The organism is Sphingobacterium sp. InxBP1, assembly GCF_026191775.1.
Taxonomy (GTDB): domain Bacteria; phylum Bacteroidota; class Bacteroidia; order Sphingobacteriales; family Sphingobacteriaceae; genus Sphingobacterium; species Sphingobacterium thalpophilum.
This window is the reverse complement of sequence record NZ_JAINDX010000039.1, coordinates 1-17,252: the sequence shown is the minus strand read 5'-3', so window position 1 is coordinate 17,252 and position 17,252 is coordinate 1. Positions and strand designations below refer to the sequence as shown.

Here is a 17,252-nt window from a genome sequence, read left to right as displayed (position 1 = left end):
CTTATTTTACTTTTGTGTCTATAATGTCTAATAGCTTTGCCAGATCCGTTTCATCATTGTACAGATGAAAACCTACCCGGATTCCTGAGCCTCGGGGAAAACATTTTATCCCTTCATGAATCAGTAGCTCAACGTTGTCCGGGCTGATCTGTATATTGAAAATATTACTTTGGGGGCGTCTATTGACGATACTGTCCAATAGAAGCTTTCTGTCGGACAGTTCAGCTTTTGCTGCCGAGACAAGTTGCTGTGTGTAGCTGACGGCCTTTCCATAACCCCACTCTGTAAGCTGCTCCAGTGCGTGCTGCAATGATCCGTGTGACAGCGTGTCCAGATGCCCGGGTTCAAAACATAATTGTACAACCGACTTATTTAACCATTGATTATTGAGGTAGCTGTACTTTTTTTGAACGTCTGCATAGAGGATATCTTTCATTTTTTGGTTTAAAAGAACAAAACCATTTCCATACCCGGCCATCAGCCATTTATATCCACTGCACAACACAGCGTCAAAGCCTGATTGATCAAAGTGAAAATGGTCGGTTCCCAAAAACTGTGTCCCATCTCCGACGACAAGCAAATCGGGGTGCAGGTGCTTAAGCTCCTGGATAAAGCTCAGATCTATTTTCATCCCGGAGATATACTGTACAATGGAAAATACCAGTACGTTGGGGCGAAAAGTTGCGATAGCATTTAAAATGTTAGCTTCCAGCTGTTCGTCCATCGCTACAAACTGATGTTCAAAACCGCTTATGATTGTCGGAAAATTTACGGAAGGATAATCGTTATCCAGCAGCAGAACCCTATAATGTTTGGGCAGACCGGCCAACAAGGTGTTGAAAGCAACTGAAAAGCAGCTGGACAAAAACACATTGCACGGCGCACAATTGAAGAAGCGGCCGATAGTCTCCCTACAGGAGTCCAGGGCAGCTCCCTGCTGTTCGCGTAATACGGTATTAGAGTCAAAGAATTCTTGATCCCTCTTTGTCCGCCATTGTTTTGTTTCACGTGAAAGGAGGCCCGATCCAGGGGTGGTTAGGTAGCTGATATCCGGAGCTATGTCGAAATGATGTTTGTACGGACTGTTCATTGGTCTGTTGTTAGTATAGTTAGATAATTGGACAAAGAAAGGAATTCGCCGCCCATGCTGGCCAGATGTGGAGTATGGAACTGACAATCGATTAGTTTGAGTTCGATTTCCTGTGCCAGATAGATCAAAGCCGCTTTGGACGCATTCGCTTCTTTGGAAAACATACTTTCTCCACAGAAGACGCCATTGATAAGTACTCCATAGAGTCCGCCCACGAGCGAGCTTTCTTTCCAGACCTCAATGGAATGGGCGTATCCTTTTTCAAAAAGCAAAGTGTAGGCCTCCATCATATCTCGCGTGATCCAGGTACCATGCTGTCCTTTTCGTTGAATGGAAGCACAATGCTGGATAACCTGTCCGAAGTGCTGATCGATGGTGATGGAAAAGATATTTTTCCGCATCAAAGAGGCCATGCTTTTGCTGATCTTTATCTTGTCCGGATAAATGACAAAACGAGGATCCGGAGCATACCAGAGAATCGGTGTTTCGTCACTGAACCAAGGAAATATCCCGTTGCTGTAAGCGAGAAGCAACCGTTCCGCTGAAAGATCACCCCCTATAGCCAATAGGCCATCTTCTTCCGCATAGCTGGGATGCGGAAATTCAAGTCTTTTGCTATCAAGTTCAAATACCATTGATCTTCAGACAAGACAATTGAGCGATATTATTCAGGTTGACGGGGCTCTTTGCTGATTTCTTCAAACAATTTGTCCATATGCTCGACATATTCGTTGGTGTCATCCAGGAAAAATTCCAGCTGCGGAATAATCTTCACCTGATTTTTGATTTTGGATCCCAGTTTATAGCGTATTTCGGATGTTTTTGTTCGGATAGCCTTGATATCTTCCTGGGCAGTCTTTGTGTTTAGAAAGCTCAAATAAACACGGGCAATAGCCAAGTCTGGCGTTACTCGAACACGTGTGACCGTAATAAATGCCCCTGGAGCCCACGAATTGCCTTCTCGTTGAAATAGTGCTGCTAAATCCTGTTGAATCACTCCAGCAAAACGTTGCTGTCTCTTGCTTTCTGTTCCCATCGTATACGTTTTTTGTTGAATATTTTCAATATCAGAACAAAGATAAGGATTTTAGCCTAGAATAAGCTATCCTCCCTGTCGCGCCGGGGCAGGACACGAAAAAAGGCACATCTTGGTTTGATGTGCCTTTAAATTTCGATTCACAATTGGTTAGGTAATTTCTTACAAGTTTTAAGACGTTGAGGTCTATCATATTTGGTTTTAAAATTCGGTGTATTTAAAGTGGTAAGTATTTACTAACCTTATCCGCTTTTAATTTTTCATCTCCCTTACACTACAAACATAGGAATACTTAAAAAACTGACAAAATAAGATTTAAAAATAAAGTGAGTGGTTACTTATAATGTGTGTTTATTGCGATTTAACAAACTTTTAACATTTTATTTTTTTTGTAACGGCTCGTGAGTTCAGCGTGAAAATCTGTTTTTGAGTGTTCATATAATCTTGAACGTCTCCGATCAGGCCATTGATATAACCATTTGCAATTGGTATTTTTGCAAGGCTAATAAGATCTGATGTCAATATCGCAAGGAGCATTATTAGCCAGAATAGGTTACTAATGAAATTTACATGATCTTCAATCAACGCTAAACAACTGGTTCATGGCAACTTCATTATCCATAATAAACAATTTGTAGCAATGAAAATCTGGCAAAAAAATATAGATGTTGATTCCTTTGTTGAATCATTTACTGTCGGCAACGACCGGGAGATGGACCTGCAGTTGGCAGCCGCTGATGTCTTGGGCTCATTGGCGCATACGCGGATGTTGAATAGCATCGACCTGATGACAGACGCAGATCTTGATGTCGTACAGAAAGAATTGAAGAATATCTATAAAGATATTCAGGCAGGTAATTTCCAGATTGAAAGCTCTGTGGAAGATGTCCATTCGCAGGTGGAGATGTTGCTGACGCAACGTATTGGTGAGGCCGGCAAAAAGATACATTCAGGAAGGTCGCGCAATGACCAGGTATTGGTCGACCTAAAATTGTATTTCCGTTCGGAGATCCAGCAGATCATTCAGCACACAGAGGCTTTTTTTAATATCCTCGTACAACTGAGTGAACGCTACAAACATATCCTGATCCCTGGATATACACATCTGCAGATCGCCATGCCGTCATCTTTTGGACTTTGGTTTGGTGCATATGCGGAAAGTTTGGTTGATGATCTTGAAATGATGCGTGCGGCATGGAAGGTGTGCAATAAAAATCCTTTGGGTTCCGCGGCAGGGTATGGTTCGTCATTTCCATTAAATCGAACCATGACCACACAGTTGTTGGGATTTGAAGATCTCAATTACAATGTGGTTTACGCACAGATGGGAAGAGGCAAGACGGAGCGTATCCTGGCACAAGGAATGAGTGCTATAGCTGCTACCTTGGCAAAATTTGCCATGGATGTATGCTTGTATATCAATCAGAATTTCGGTTTTATCTCTTTTCCAGCTCATTTGACGACAGGATCCAGTATTATGCCACATAAGAAGAATCCAGATGTCTTTGAACTAATCCGTTCGCGCTGTAATAAAATTCAGGCACTGCCCAATGAGATTGCGCTGATGACCACAAATCTGCCATCGGGTTACCACAGAGATCTGCAGCTGCTGAAAGAAAATCTTTTTCCAGCATTTACCTCATTGAAGGACTGTCTGGAGATCGCGACCTTCATGCTTGAAAATATCTCGGTAAAAGAAAATGTGCTCGATGATCCGAAGTACGATTACCTGTTTTCGGTAGAAGTGGTCAATAATGAGGTGCTTAAAGGAGTGCCTTTTCGGGAAGCTTACAGGACAATCGGTATCGATATAGAGGCAGGCCGTTTTAAACCGTCCAAGGAAGTCAACCATACCCATGAAGGCAGCATAGGCAATCTCTGCAATGATCAGATCCAACGCATGTTTCAGCAGGTAAAAGCCACTTTTGAATTCGAAAAGGTGGAACAGGCCATAGATGAGCTGTTAAAATAAAGTATATTGGAATAACAGAAAAAACGGCGAACGAGATACTTCTCGTTCGCCGTTTTTTCTGTTATTATTTTTTGATGGAAAATTTAAAGTGTGTTTCCGAATCAAAGGATTCGCCGGCCCGTAACAGAGTCGAAGGAAATTCCGCCTGATTAGGGCTGTCCGGAAAATGCTGGGTTTCCAAACAGAAGCCGGCGTAAGGCAGATATTTTTTTCCGCTTTTGCCAATATCGTTGCCAGTCATCCAATTGGCGGTATATAGTTGCACGCCCGGCTCGGTCGTAAACACGTCCAGCTGTATCCCCGTATTTTTGGAATACGCGGTGGCACAAGGCTGCGAAATAGGTTTATTATTAACATAGCAGTGATCATACCCTTTTGCTGCAATAAGCTGTTCATCGTTCGCTGTGATATCCTGGACAATTTTTTTTGGAATCCGGAAGTCAAAAGCTGTTCCGTCAACTGGAACGATTGCATTGGGGATTTGGTTCTCATCAACAAATAGAACTTCATCTGAATTGATCTGCAGTATGTGCTGTAGCACATCCCCGTTGCCTTCCCCATCAAGGTTGAAGTAGGTATGGTTGGTCAGGTTGACATGTGTGTCGGCGTCGGACTGCGCATGATACTTAATGATAATTTCATTATTTCGGGTGAGTGTATAGGAAACCATTACCTTTACATTTCCGGGAAAACCCTCTTCACCATCAGGAGAGACATAATAGAATTCAACATGAGATTGATAGGTGACCCGACGGTCCCATACTTTGTCATGGAACCCCGAAATGCCACCATGCAGGCAGTTTGGGCCATTATTTTGCGGGAGCGTATAGGATCTATTGTTAAGTTCGAATTTGCCGTTTGCGATACGGTTTGCAAAGCGTCCGGCTGTACAACCATGATATTTTTCATCTGAGGCTAAATAGCCCTGTATGGAATCAAATCCAAGTGCTACATCCACTAAATTGCCGTTTTTATCAGGGACTAAAATACTTACGATACGCGCGCCGTAGTCGGTGAGGAGCACCTGCATACCTCCTTCATTCTTCAATAAAAGTAAATGGGTATTCTTCCCCTCGATCGTAGCATCAAAGTGTTTTGGTATAAGTGATTGATATTTTGTCATGACCGTTTCTATTGGTATTGGGAATTAAAGATACGGAATTAGTATGGAGTATGGAGGCATGAGTGACAAGATTCCATCTTTTTAATTTTTACTTTTCCTATCTTTGCGCTATGTCTGAAAAAATGAACTGGAAAGATTTGCTTTCTGCAAAACGCTGGGGTTATGAAGATAGGACGGTGGAGAACCATCTGGTAGCCCGGTCGGAATTTCAACGGGATTATGACCGTCTGATTTTTTCATCGCCATTTCGAAGATTACAGAATAAGACGCAGGTCTTTCCGCTTCCGGGAGCAGTGTTTGTACACAATAGACTGACGCATAGCTTAGAAGTTGCGAGTGTCGGCCGTTCCCTTGGACGCATGTTTTATGCACAGCTCAAAGAACAGAACCCGGCTATCGATACGGCATATCCCTACCTGCAGGAAGTAGGAAATATTATTTCAGCTGCTTGTCTTTCCCATGACCTTGGGAACCCTGCCTTCGGGCATTCAGGGGAGTCGGCTATTTCCACCTACTTCACCGATGGTGATGGACGAAAATACCAAGATCAGGTGACCGCTGAAGAATGGGCCGATCTGACACACTTCGAAGGAAATGCCAATGCCCTGCGGATTTTGACACACGCTTTCCAAGGAAAGGACCCTAAAGGGTTTGCATTGACTTATACCTCCTTGGCGTCTATCGTAAAATATCCTTGTCTGGCTATTGACGGCCATGTCAAAAAAAGCCATCACCGCAAAAAGTATGGTTTCTTTACAGAAGAACAAAAAGCATTTGAGCAGATCGCCAATGAATTAGGCTTGTTGAGGGATCCCTCCAATCCCCGCGGATACCTTAGACATCCTTTGGTCTATCTGGTTGAAGCAGCAGATGATATTTGTTATAATATTATTGATCTGGAGGATGCGCATCATCTCAAAATCTTGTCTTATCAGGAAGTTGAGGAACTTTTGCTTCCCCTTTGTGGTTCTGAAAATCTACGGGAACGTCTGGATAGTTTGCTAGATACACCGAGCCGTGTCGCCCTGTTGCGCGCCAAAGCAATTAATACCTTGATAAAAGGCTGTGTGGATGTCTTTGTCCGCGAACAGGATAAGTTCTTGTCCGGCACGTTTTCTTCCGCCTTGATGGACGCGCTTGATGAAGATATCGTCAGACAGATGAACAAAATTTCGAAAATTTCCATTGAAAAGATCTACAATGCGCCGACGGTGGTCCAGATAGAGATAGCCGGCTACCGCGTAATGGATGCATTACTCAAGGAGTTTGTTCCCGCGTATCTAAAAAAGAATAAAAATAATTATGACAAAAAGCTGGTTGCTTTGATACCGGAGCAGTTTTATACAGATAAAGAGGACTCTTATTCCAAAATACGCTGTGTCCTGGATTTTGTTTCCGGGATGACGGATGTATATGCGATCGAACTTTATCGGAAAATCAAAGGAATCACGATTCCGAGTATTGAATAAACTTGGACCTGTCAGCTGAGGATCTTAACGGTCAAAAGAGTAAAGACATGTTAAGTTTGGTGCGATTTCACCAAAGTAAAATGGAAAATATCAGGTGGGCCAAAGGCTTGCACAAGTAGTGTCAAATTTCAATACGTTAAAATGAAAGTTGTAATAGCTGAAAAGCCATCCGTAGCACGGGATCTGGCGCGGGTGATGGGAGCAAAAGAAGTTAAGGATGGTTATATCGCCGGAAATGGTTATGCTTTTACTTATGCTTTTGGGCATTTGGTGCAGTTGTGTACACCTCAGGCCTACGGTTACAACAGCTGGACTATTTCCAACTTGCCGATTATACCGGCAACCTTTAAACTCGAGTCAAAAAAAGTCAAAAAAGACGGAAAACAAATCGATGATGCAGGAGCTGTCAAGCAACTGAATACAATCAAATCACTATTGGACCAAGCGGAAGAAATTATTGTGGCGACGGATGCGGGACGGGAAGGCGAACTTATCTTTCGAAATATCTATTATTTTTTAGGTTCAAAAGTGCCGTTTAAACGCCTTTGGATTTCAAGTCAGACTGACAAAGCGATCAAAGAGGGCTTCGCCAATTTAAAGGATGGAACAGAGTACGACAGCTTATATATGTCTGCGCGTTCGAGGTCGGAGTCAGACTGGCTGATCGGGATCAACGCGACCCAGGCCATTACGCTCGCCGCGGGTAATAAAGGACTCCTATCCTTAGGAAGAGTGCAGACGCCGACCTTGGCAATGATCTGTGCGCGTTATCTGGAAAACAAAGACTTTAAACCACAGGCTTTCTACAAAATCCAGGCTGGTTTTGAAAAGGATAATATCAATTTTAAAGCCACCTCCAATAAGATCGATAAAAAAGATGTAGCGGAGGAGACTATAGCGCGGTTATCGGTAGGATCTACCGCACGGGTAGCCCGAGTGGAAGCCAAAGAGACAAAAGAACAGCCGCCCTTGCTCTTTGATCTGACTTCGCTGCAGCAAGATGCGAACAAAAAATATGGGTATTCAGCCGACCAGACGCTAAGTATTGCCCAGACACTCTATGAGAAAAAGGTGATCACCTATCCGCGGACAGGCTCCCGTTACATCGGCGAGGATGTCTTCGAGAAAATGGAAGAGCTCTTTCAGCATCTGTCGGATACTGCGGAGGAATCGATCGCCTCTATTTCGCGAAATTTGATCGGGGCTAAGCTGAATAAACGCTCTGTTGATGACAAAAAAGTTACCGATCACCATGCTTTGTTGGTAACGGATGAGAAGCCAGGGCATCTGCTTAAAGAGCAGCAGAACATCTACAATATGATTGCAAAGCGTATGGTGGAGAGTTTTTCTGATGTATGTATCAAAGATATTACCACTGTCATCATCGATGCACAGGGAGTGGAACTTATTGCGAAGGGTACCGTGATCAAGCAATACGGCTGGCGTCTTTCGTCCGAACAGATCGAGGTGGCCGATGATGATAAGAATAACGAAGACCAGGACAATGAAAATGCACAGCTCCCCAAATTGTCGGCCGAACAGCTGTTGGAGATACTGACGCTCGAGCTTGCCGAACGTTTTACCAAAGCCCGGCCAATTCATACCGAAGCATCGTTATTGAAGGCCATGGAGACTTCTGGCAAGGAAATCGAAGATGAGGAAATGCGTCAGGCCATGAAAGATTGTGGGCTTGGAACTCCGGCCACACGGGCCGCCACTATAGAAACACTCTTTCAGCGCGATTATATCAAACGCGAGAAAAAAAAGCTCATTCCCACCGAAAAAGGATTAGCGGTCTATCAGCTGGTCAAGGACCGTTCGATTGCAAAGGTGACCCTGACAGGTAAATGGGAGCAGAAACTCGAAGAAATGCGCGCCAATAAGGTTTCTTACGATGTGTTTATGAAGCATATCAAAGATTATACGGCGAAGATAACCAAAGAGCTGCTGGCCTTACGCATCTCATTGGCTCAAGACGAGATCAAGCCGCAACAAAAAGGCAAAATAAAGTGCCCAAAATGTGACAAAGGCCTCATTCAGCTGTATGACCGTGTGGCCCAATGCGACCATTATGCCCGTGGTTGTGACTTTAAGATCTGGCGAACCCTAAACGGAATTTTTCTGGAGGAAAAAGAAATTAAAAATCTCCTGGAAAAAGGAAAAACTTCAGAATTTAAAGGCGTGAAAAATAGCGACGGTACCATCGTAACCGCACCGCTGATATTTGAAAATTTTAAAGTAAACGTGGGGTAATCACACTCATCTAGCTGGTAAATAAATGCATGACCTGAGCCCAAACTTCTTTCGGATGCTTAGCCAACATGAAAAGCATTTTAGGAATTGAGGTAGCTACTTCAAGCAACGGTATGATGAGCAAAATCCATAAATAACCCCATTTGTTACTTAACCGATGGGGCGGGAGACTTGTTGGCGTTATGCACCGAAACGCAGGAAAAGTAGCTTGTTTATAATAAAACAATAACAATGCTATATAAAATAGATAACCCGTCAGCCGAAAAAAGAAGGCAACTTTAAATCCATAATTCATAATCGTCAAATCTATGATTAGGATATTAAGGATAATTGGTATTAACATCAGTAGGCCTAGAATAACTGTTCGGTTAAATAACAATAATACACTTGCAACTAACTGCGATATTCCAATGAAAGCTTTGAAAGGTTGATGATCAAAAAGATACCAGCCTATTTTAAATAGGCTCAGTTCCTTGATCGGCGTATTTTGTTCAGCATCGCTCAGTCGCCCAAATTGTCCGCCAGATAATTTTCCTATACCATAGTGAATAAAGATCAAGGCTAAAAGTATCCGTATAGATAATACCAATAATGCTGTAAGTTTATGTTCGGATCTGTACATAATGTAGGCTGTTTATATATAATGATTGTTTTTAGATGTAAATTCCATAAAATTTAATGCAATTCTGATTCAATAAGCTTTTGGGTGGCGGTAAACCTAAGTTTTTAACTCAGCCTGCAAAACAGTATTCGTTAAACCAGCCAGGCTATTTTATTCTCTAAATCAGGTCAAGATAGCGTAATAAGAATATCCATACCTTGCGTCCTCTTCGATTTATCTTAACTTTGCTGGCATTATGGCGACAACTTTGTACAATCCATTCAGACAATTTCAGTTTGAGTCAGATATTTGTTTTTTGACGGGCAATAAACTTCAATCGCAGGAGGAATCTATTCAGGTTTTCCCAGTATGGATGATGAAATCTTTTCAGTTGGAGGATAAGCCTTTTAAGATGCTGGACGAGAATCTGGTCACCTATAAATCCTTGAAGCTTCCTTGTAGCATAGCCGCAGCAGAGGCTATCGAACAAATGGAACGCGTAGTGGAACACGCATTCGGGCAGGGATATGAGGCCGTTAGGCGCGTTGACCCGATATTGCTGTTTCAATGGATGTCCAAAATAATGTATGGTGTAGTCTATAACGAAATCCTGGCGGGGATCCGACAACAGCAGGCATCTGGTGAGGATATGAACTTTTCCCAGGCCTTGGCACAACGATTTACAAACCTGCATGCCATGTTGCAGTCGCTTGTGACACCCATGGAATTTGAGAATACGATGCCTTTCTCTTTGGTTGTTGTGCCTGTGAACAATGCTCCCGATACGTTTATGTACCGAGACGAGATCAATACCCTGATTTTTTCCATTCGGATGAAAGATTTCGCCGTGGTGGCCTGTCTTCAGGACAATGCCACCAACAATATCTATCATGAGGACATCCTGAAAATAATCCAAGGCAAGATCCTACACCCTATCCAATTCGAAGAACTTTGTGCACGGTACTTTTATTCTGCTTATTTATTCAACCGTCTGCCAGATTACACCTACTTAAATACTCCGCAGAAAGTCTATGTCGAACCGATGCCATTAGCTGACATGTCGATGAAACCGATATTTGATCACTGGCAGAACAAAACTTATGGTCAGGTTTTGGAGAATTTTTGGAAGCCTTGGGGCCTTACATTGTTTGAGATTATCAAGAATCCCGAACAGCCGGTCAGCTTTCTGGTGGATGAACAGGGTAACTTTAGGTCTGAACTCGATATGCCATTGAATTAGATGTAAGCACAGATAATGCAATAAATAGCTATCGAAACACGTTAAATGGTATGAATATTGTTTCTAAAATTTTTTCCACCGTTGTATTGCTGGTTTTTACGTGTTGGCACGTTCATGCTCAGGCTGTCCGTGACATACCCGCGGATAGTTTGGTTCAGAAAGTGGATGAGTTTCCATATTTTAAAGGCGGACTAACAGCATGGTCTAAATTTTTGCAGAATAACCTCGATTTGACCAGAACTGCCATGATGATGGACAGCGTCGCCTATGTGAAGTATGGGGCAAAGCAGACTGCGGTTCTTAATTTTATCGTTTGCGAAGATGGCGCCATCTGCAATATCGAAATCGAAAATCCGGAAAAAATTAGTCCGGAGTTCGCGAAGGCGGTACTGGCTGCCATGCGCAGGTCTCCACAGTGGGTGCCAGCTCTGGTGAAGGGAAAGCCGGTTAAGACCCGGTTTCGGCAGCCTGTAGTTGCAGTTATCGAATAAAAAGCTACAGTTTATACACAACCAATATATTAACACAGTATGTCGTTTTGGGATAAAGTTAAAAAATTAATGAGCGGTGAAGACAGTGCTGCTTCTGAAAACAAGGAAGTGGAAATTACCGCTGGTGGTTCTACGGTGTATCGTTATGAAGAACAACCCGAAGAAAAAAAAGATCCGAGGAATCTTTTTCCCGAAATTCAGTGTGTCTATCTGGAAGAAATCGAGGAGCATTTGACAAAATATATTGCTCCACCCGAAATGGTTTTTCATGAAATCATTTCTGAGCTGGTACATATCGATGTGCATTGGATCAAACCCAGTGCAGATTATCCCTTTAACATTCTGGTAACTTCAGGCATGAGTGATTTGCCTATGCATGTTCCGGATGAACTGGAAAACAAAGAAAGTTATGAGCGAGCTGAGCTAATGGTTGTGCTTCCTGCTGACTGGGCGATAGGCGAGCAGGAATTTCAGGATGATAACAACTACTGGCCGGTTTACTTTTTAAAACGGCTGGCACGGTTTCCTCATGAATATAAAACGTGGCTCGGCTATGGCCATACCATTCCAAATGGAGCAGATGCCGAAGAGATCGCCAATACCGGATTCGGCTGTATGCTGCTATTGCCTCCGATGCTTAGCTTCGGTGAGGAATTCCTAGAACTTAAAACTAAAGATGGCAACGTGATTAATTTCTACGCAATGATCCCAATTTATAAGGAAGAAATGGATTATAAGTTAGAAGAGGGAACCGATGCGCTACTGGACCGTTTCGATGAGTACGGCATTTCTGAACTGGTGGACGTGGATCGACCGAACGTGTGCCATTAATAAACATAACAACTCAATTCCCTGGGATGTGAACTCGCAATGGACACTGTCCCGGGGAATTGCTATGATTATAGACTGGCCGTCATAATGCTGACTGTCCGATCGATATCCTCAAAGCTGACATTGAGGTGGGGTCTAAAGCGGATACTTCGTTCACCACAGCCCAGCATGATCAGCTTATTGGCGTAGGCTTTTTTAATAAACTCATTGCGTGCATCAGTGGATTCAAAATCCAGCGCTACAAACAGTCCTTCTCCCCGTAGATTGGAGAGCTGCGGTCTTTCCACCATCAGTTCTTCAAGTTTAGACTTAAGATACTCACCTTTTTCAGCTGCATTTAAAACTAAATTTTCCTGTTCGATCACTTCTAAGATTAGTTTAAAACGGAGCATGTCCATAAAGTCTCCGCCAAAGGTAGAGTTGATCCGGCTCGATTCCCTGAACACGTGATGTTCTACCAGGTCAAACTTCTCTTTGCTAGCTAATATGCCGCAGACCTGCGCTTTTTTTCCAAAGGCGATTACATCTGGTAACACATCATAATGCTGATATGCCCACATCTTTCCTGTGATGCCCAATCCGGTCTGGACTTCGTCAAAGATGAGGAGAATTTGCTGTTTGTCACAAATCTCACGCAGTTGCTGCAAAAATTCCTTTCGGAAGTGATTATCACCACCTTCGCCTTGAATAGGCTCAATAATAATGCAGGCGATGTCATGTGGGTTACTTTCTAATGCATAGTTGATTTCGTCTATGGCTTTTTCCTCAAGGTCAATTGTCTGTTTGATGCGTTCGGCTGTTAGCGGATAACTTAGCTTGGGATTGGTGATCCGCGGCCAGTTGAACTTTGGAAAGTACATATATTTCCTTGGGTCATGGGTATTGGTCAACGAAAGTGTATAACCCGACCTGCCATGAAATGCCTGTCTGAAATGTATGACCTGATGGGCTTCTTTCTGTATACCTTGGGAGAAATTAAGTCGTGTCTTCCAGTCAAAAGCTGCTTTCAAGGCATTTTCAACAGCCAAAGTGCCGCCTGAAATGAAGAAGGCATAGGCGAGTTCATCTGGGATGGCGACCCGGCCGAAGGTGTCCACAAAGTCTGCAAATTCTTTTGGATAGATATCTGACATTGCAGGTTTATTCACTGCCATTTTTCCTAAAAAGTCGCGATGTTTAACCAAATGAGGGTGATTGTATCCTACGGACATGGAGGCAAACATGCTGAACATATCAAGGTATTCATCGCCGTTTTCATCGACAATATATGACCCATGCGATTTTTCCATATCCATCACTAATGGAAAACCGTCTGCCAATATATGTTTGCTTAATCGTTCATGTACAGTGCTCATAATTTTAAATAAAATGGTTTTATAAATCGAATTTGATACCTTGTGCCAATGGCAGGTCGGTCGAGTAATTAATGGTATTTGTCTGTCGGCGCATATACGCTTTCCAGGCATCTGATCCGGATTCTCTGCCGCCACCTGTATCTTTTTCGCCACCGAATGCCCCTCCGATTTCCGCTCCTGAGGTACCTATATTGACATTGGCAATGCCACAGTCGGACCCTGCCGCGCTAAGAAATAGCTCGGCTTCCCTTAAGTTGTTGGTCATCACCGCAGAAGAGAGGCCTTGTGCAACACCATTTTGAAGGTCGATTGCCTGGCTGATATCTCCTTGGTATTTGATAAGATATAGGATTGGCGCAAACGTTTCGTGCTGTACGATATCATAATGATTTTCCACTTCAGCAATAACAGGTTGTACGTAGCAGCCACTTTCATAACCATCCCCTTCAAGAACTTTACCTTTGATCAGAAGTTGGCCGCCTTGTGTTTCGATTTTATCCAATGCATCCAAGTATGAATTTACAGCAGCTTTGTCGATCAACGGCCCAACATGGTTGTTTGTGTCCAGAGGATTACCGATTTTAAGTTGGTCATAGGCTTCTGTCAACAGTTTCTTCACTTTTTCATAGATGCTTTCATGGATGATTAGTCTCCTCGTGCTGGTACAGCGTTGCCCAGCGGTTCCCACTGCACCAAATACAGCTCCAATGACAGTCATTTTGAGATCCGCTTCCGGTGTAACAATGATGGCATTGTTGCCTCCTAGTTCCAGAAGGGTTTTTCCTAGTCGCTGAGCAACGGTTACAGCGACTTCTTTTCCCATTCTTGTTGATCCGGTTGCTGAAATTAGACCGATTCGAACGTCAGCAGATAGCCATTCTCCGATCTCTTTGTCACCAATAACAAGACTGGAAATGCCCTCAGGCAGGCCATTCCGGTAAAGAATTTCAGCAAGGAGCTTTTGGCAGGCTATGGCACATAAAGGCGTTTTCTCACTAGGTTTCCAAATCACGGTATTTCCACAGACCAATGCCAATGCGATATTCCATGCCCATACAGCAACCGGAAAATTGAATGCGGTAATAATACCTACGATTCCCAGCGGATGATACTGCTCGTACATGCGATGACCGGGACGTTCCGAATGTATGGTATTGCCATAAAGCTGACGGGATAATCCAAGCGCAAAATCACAGATATCAATCATCTCCTGAACCTCGCCCATCCCTTCTTGATAGGATTTGCCCATTTCATAAGAGACCAGTTTTCCCAGAGCCGGCTTAAGTTGCCGTAATCGGTCTCCCAGCTGCCGTATGATTTCACCCCTTTTAGGAGCGGGAATAAGTCTCCAGGTTCTAAAGGCATCTGTGGCACTGTTGACAACTTGCTCATAATCCTTTCGGCTGCTGCCTGTTACTAAGGCAATACGCTTGCCATCTACGGGTGAAAAAGATTCAAATAGTTTGCCTTCGGAAAACCAGTGTTGTCCTGTCGAAGATCCCGGGTTTTGGGTGGATATACCAAGTATTTTGAGTTCATTTTTCATTATAAGGTTTATTTTGTTCGTGGTATATAGTAAATATAGGGAATAAAATTCTGTTTAACAAGATTAATATGAATATTGTTCAGTATTAAAAAAATCGTATCTTAGTTATTGGGTAAAAAATAAAAACCGCACCAAGATGAGACAAATTAATATTGATTATTATCAGATAGATGATCTGTTGTCTGATGAGCATAAACTGATCCGCCGGACTGTTCAGGATTTTGTACGTTCTGAAATAAAGCCTGTTATTGAAGAGGCAGCACAAGAACATCGTGCAATTGACGGGCTCATGCCAAAGCTTGGATCGATAGGTGCCTTAGGCCCTTATATTCCGGCAGAGTATGGTGGGGCAGGGTTGGACCAGATTTCCTATGGTCTGATTATGCAGGAATTGGAGGCTGGAGATTCTGCGGTGCGTTCGGCTGCGTCGGTACAATCGTCTCTAGTGATGTATCCAATTTACAGTTACGGAAGTGAAGCACAGCGCCGTAAATTTTTACCACCACTTGCCTCTGGGGAGTTTATTGGCGCCTTTGGCTTGACTGAACCTAATCATGGTTCCGATCCTGCTGGAATGGAGACCAAATTAAAGTCTTATGAAGGCGGTTTTTTATTGAATGGGGCAAAGATGTGGATTACTAACGCTCCTATTTGCGATATTGCAGTGGTTTGGGCAAAAGACGAAAGCGGAAAGGTTCGAGGAGTCATTGTTGAGCGCGGTATGGAAGGCTTTGAGACACCAGAAACTTTGCATAAATGGTCCTTGCGGGCGTCAAAGACTGGAGAACTTGTTTTTCATGATGTTTTCATTCCTGCTGAAAATGTCTTACCAGAGGTGAATTCTATGCGCGGGCCGTTGTCTTGTTTGAATTCAGCCCGTTATGGAATATCTTGGGGTGTGATTGGCGCGGCAATAGATTGTTACGAAACCGCTGTCCAATATGCACTGGAAAGACAGCAGTTTGATCGGCCGATCGGAGGCTTCCAGTTGCAGCAGAAAAAGCTTGCCGAATTCCTTACTGAAATTACAAAGGCACAGTTGCTTTCCTGGCGTTTGGGTGTACTGAAGAATGAGGGCAAGGCTACGCCGCAGCAGATTTCCATGGCGAAACGAAATAATGTGAATATGGCCTTACAAATTGCACGGGAATCCAGACAGATTCTGGGTGGGATGGGCATTGTTGGTGATTTTCCGATTATGCGGCACATGATGAACCTTGAATCTGTTGTCACCTATGAAGGTACACATGATATTCATTTATTGATAACAGGACAAGATATTACTGGCTTGAATGCATTCTCGTCATAAATTTCACCTCTTTTGTAATTTCCGTTACCCCGCGCCGAGGTGGGGCCCGCCAAGATAATGGACTAAGGAGGTTCTGCTCCCATCACGGGTATATCTTACAATTCCGGAGTATTTGTTGCCGTGTCACTCTCCGGTATGTTGTATGCACTGATTTTCTAATGACGGTGACCAAGTTCCATATTTACCTAGATATTACATATTTCTTAGTTAGGTTTCCGTTAGGTTTAGTTTAGCCTTAGCCTAATGAAAACCTAAACTAAACCTAAACAAACCCTAAGTAAACCCTATATAAAAGTATGTATTGGCCTCTGCCGAATTGCCCTTTGGACGTTGGACCGGATATCCGTAGCTGGTCGTGCGCTTCCGGCCTGTTCAGTCCGGGCAGTCAGCAGATCGTGTGTCCGGAGTGCGTGTGTCCGTGCTGCCCCATGTTTTCTCCGGCTGCGGTGCACCGCGGATCCACTGCTGCTCCGTGCCTTATCCGCATCCGGGGCAGGATGACCGTGGAGTGAGAACAGGGCCCGGGGGCGCTGAGAGCGTGCAGGACACGGACTCAGCACGGACTCGACATGGACTCAGCACGGAAACAGGGCGGAGCCACCGTGCTGATGGCATGCTGCTGTCCTGCAGTGAGAGTCAAGGATTGTCGGAGTATTGCGGGCTCTGGTAATCCGTCTTCAGGATCTGCTCTGCCCTGCATCCGGATAGCATTCTGCTTAACCGGATGCTTTCCGCGGAGATTTTTGCTTCCGCCCGCCCTTGCGGCCCCTCTTCTGCGGTCCCGGAGCAGGGGGGTGAAAAACAATCGTGCACCTGTCCAGCGTGTTAGGGCAAAAACAAAAAAAATAAGGACAAAAGGCTTGGAACTTTGTTCATAAAGTTTCTATCTTTGCACCACTCCGCAAGGGAGGGCGGGTTGCTGCGGAAGAAGCAGCC

Annotated in this window: 14 protein-coding genes; 7 read left to right on the top strand and 7 right to left on the bottom strand. The window is 43.8% G+C overall.

The features are described 5' to 3' along the window. Position 1: 1 nt before the first annotated feature. From K7A41_RS03125 to rbfA, 3 genes are read right to left on the bottom strand one after another with little or no spacing between them, the layout of a single operon-like run. Entirely contained in the window at positions 2 to 1,090 is a 1,089-nt protein-coding gene (locus tag K7A41_RS03125) for an aminotransferase class V-fold PLP-dependent enzyme (protein ID WP_265712581.1), read from the bottom strand. Further along, positions 1,087 to 1,725 carry a leucyl/phenylalanyl-tRNA--protein transferase gene (gene aat / locus K7A41_RS03120; RefSeq protein WP_028071508.1) on the bottom strand — a complete coding sequence of 213 codons (639 nt, stop codon included), beginning with the start codon at positions 1,723 to 1,725 and terminating at the stop codon, positions 1,087 to 1,089. The genes K7A41_RS03125 and aat overlap by 4 nt, the downstream gene beginning before the upstream one ends. Positions 1,726 to 1,754: 29 nt before the next feature. Further along, a complete protein-coding gene (rbfA, locus tag K7A41_RS03115; RefSeq protein WP_028071507.1) occupies positions 1,755 to 2,126 on the bottom strand; it encodes a 30S ribosome-binding factor RbfA in 372 nt (123 codons plus the stop codon). Positions 2,127 to 2,766: 640 nt separating this feature from the next. Between rbfA and argH the strand changes: the two genes are divergently transcribed. Further along, complete coding sequence (argH, locus tag K7A41_RS03110; protein WP_265712580.1) at positions 2,767 to 4,098, top strand: argininosuccinate lyase; 1,332 nt, start codon at positions 2,767 to 2,769, stop codon at positions 4,096 to 4,098. Between the two features lie 64 nt (positions 4,099 to 4,162). On the opposite strand, the gene K7A41_RS03105 is transcribed toward argH, so the two are convergent. After that, positions 4,163 to 5,221: an aldose epimerase family protein gene (locus K7A41_RS03105; RefSeq protein ID WP_028071505.1), complete on the bottom strand. Its 1,059-nt coding sequence runs from the start codon at positions 5,219 to 5,221 to the stop codon at positions 4,163 to 4,165. A 110-nt stretch (positions 5,222 to 5,331) separates the two neighbouring features. Here K7A41_RS03105 and K7A41_RS03100 point away from each other — a divergent pair, with 110 nt between their 5' ends. Beyond that, positions 5,332 to 6,690: a deoxyguanosinetriphosphate triphosphohydrolase gene (locus K7A41_RS03100; protein ID WP_037534129.1), complete on the top strand. Its 1,359-nt coding sequence runs from the start codon at positions 5,332 to 5,334 to the stop codon at positions 6,688 to 6,690. Between the two features lie 141 nt (positions 6,691 to 6,831). After that, a complete protein-coding gene (locus K7A41_RS03095) occupies positions 6,832 to 8,943 on the top strand; it encodes a type IA DNA topoisomerase (RefSeq protein WP_265712579.1) in 2,112 nt (703 codons plus the stop codon). A 10-nt stretch (positions 8,944 to 8,953) separates the two neighbouring features. Here the strand turns inward: K7A41_RS03095 and K7A41_RS03090 are convergent, their stop codons facing one another. Continuing rightward, positions 8,954 to 9,565, bottom strand: a complete 612-nt coding sequence (locus K7A41_RS03090; RefSeq protein ID WP_265712578.1) for a DoxX family membrane protein — start codon at positions 9,563 to 9,565, stop codon at positions 8,954 to 8,956. A 235-nt stretch (positions 9,566 to 9,800) separates the two neighbouring features. Between K7A41_RS03090 and K7A41_RS03085 the strand changes: the two genes are divergently transcribed. From K7A41_RS03085 to K7A41_RS03075, 3 genes are read left to right on the top strand one after another with little or no spacing between them, the layout of a single operon-like run. Next, entirely contained in the window at positions 9,801 to 10,784 is a 984-nt protein-coding gene (locus tag K7A41_RS03085; protein ID WP_265712577.1) for a hypothetical protein, read from the top strand. A 50-nt stretch (positions 10,785 to 10,834) separates the two neighbouring features. Then, positions 10,835 to 11,275: an energy transducer TonB gene (locus K7A41_RS03080; protein ID WP_265712576.1), complete on the top strand. Its 441-nt coding sequence runs from the start codon at positions 10,835 to 10,837 to the stop codon at positions 11,273 to 11,275. A 39-nt stretch (positions 11,276 to 11,314) separates the two neighbouring features. Then, on the top strand, positions 11,315 to 12,106 hold the full coding sequence (locus tag K7A41_RS03075; protein ID WP_028071500.1) for a suppressor of fused domain protein: 792 nt from the start codon (positions 11,315 to 11,317) through the stop codon (positions 12,104 to 12,106). A gap of 68 nt (positions 12,107 to 12,174) precedes the next feature. Here K7A41_RS03075 and lat read toward each other — a convergent pair whose 3' ends face one another. Further along, entirely contained in the window at positions 12,175 to 13,461 is a 1,287-nt protein-coding gene (gene lat, locus K7A41_RS03070) for an L-lysine 6-transaminase (protein ID WP_265712575.1), read from the bottom strand. Positions 13,462 to 13,480: 19 nt separating this feature from the next. After that, on the bottom strand, positions 13,481 to 15,007 hold the full coding sequence (locus K7A41_RS03065; protein WP_265712574.1) for an aldehyde dehydrogenase family protein: 1,527 nt from the start codon (positions 15,005 to 15,007) through the stop codon (positions 13,481 to 13,483). 136 nt (positions 15,008 to 15,143) lie between these two features. Between K7A41_RS03065 and K7A41_RS03060 the strand changes: the two genes are divergently transcribed. Further along, entirely contained in the window at positions 15,144 to 16,316 is a 1,173-nt protein-coding gene (locus tag K7A41_RS03060) for an acyl-CoA dehydrogenase family protein (RefSeq protein ID WP_265712573.1), read from the top strand. The last annotated feature ends 936 nt before the right edge of the window (positions 16,317 to 17,252 follow it).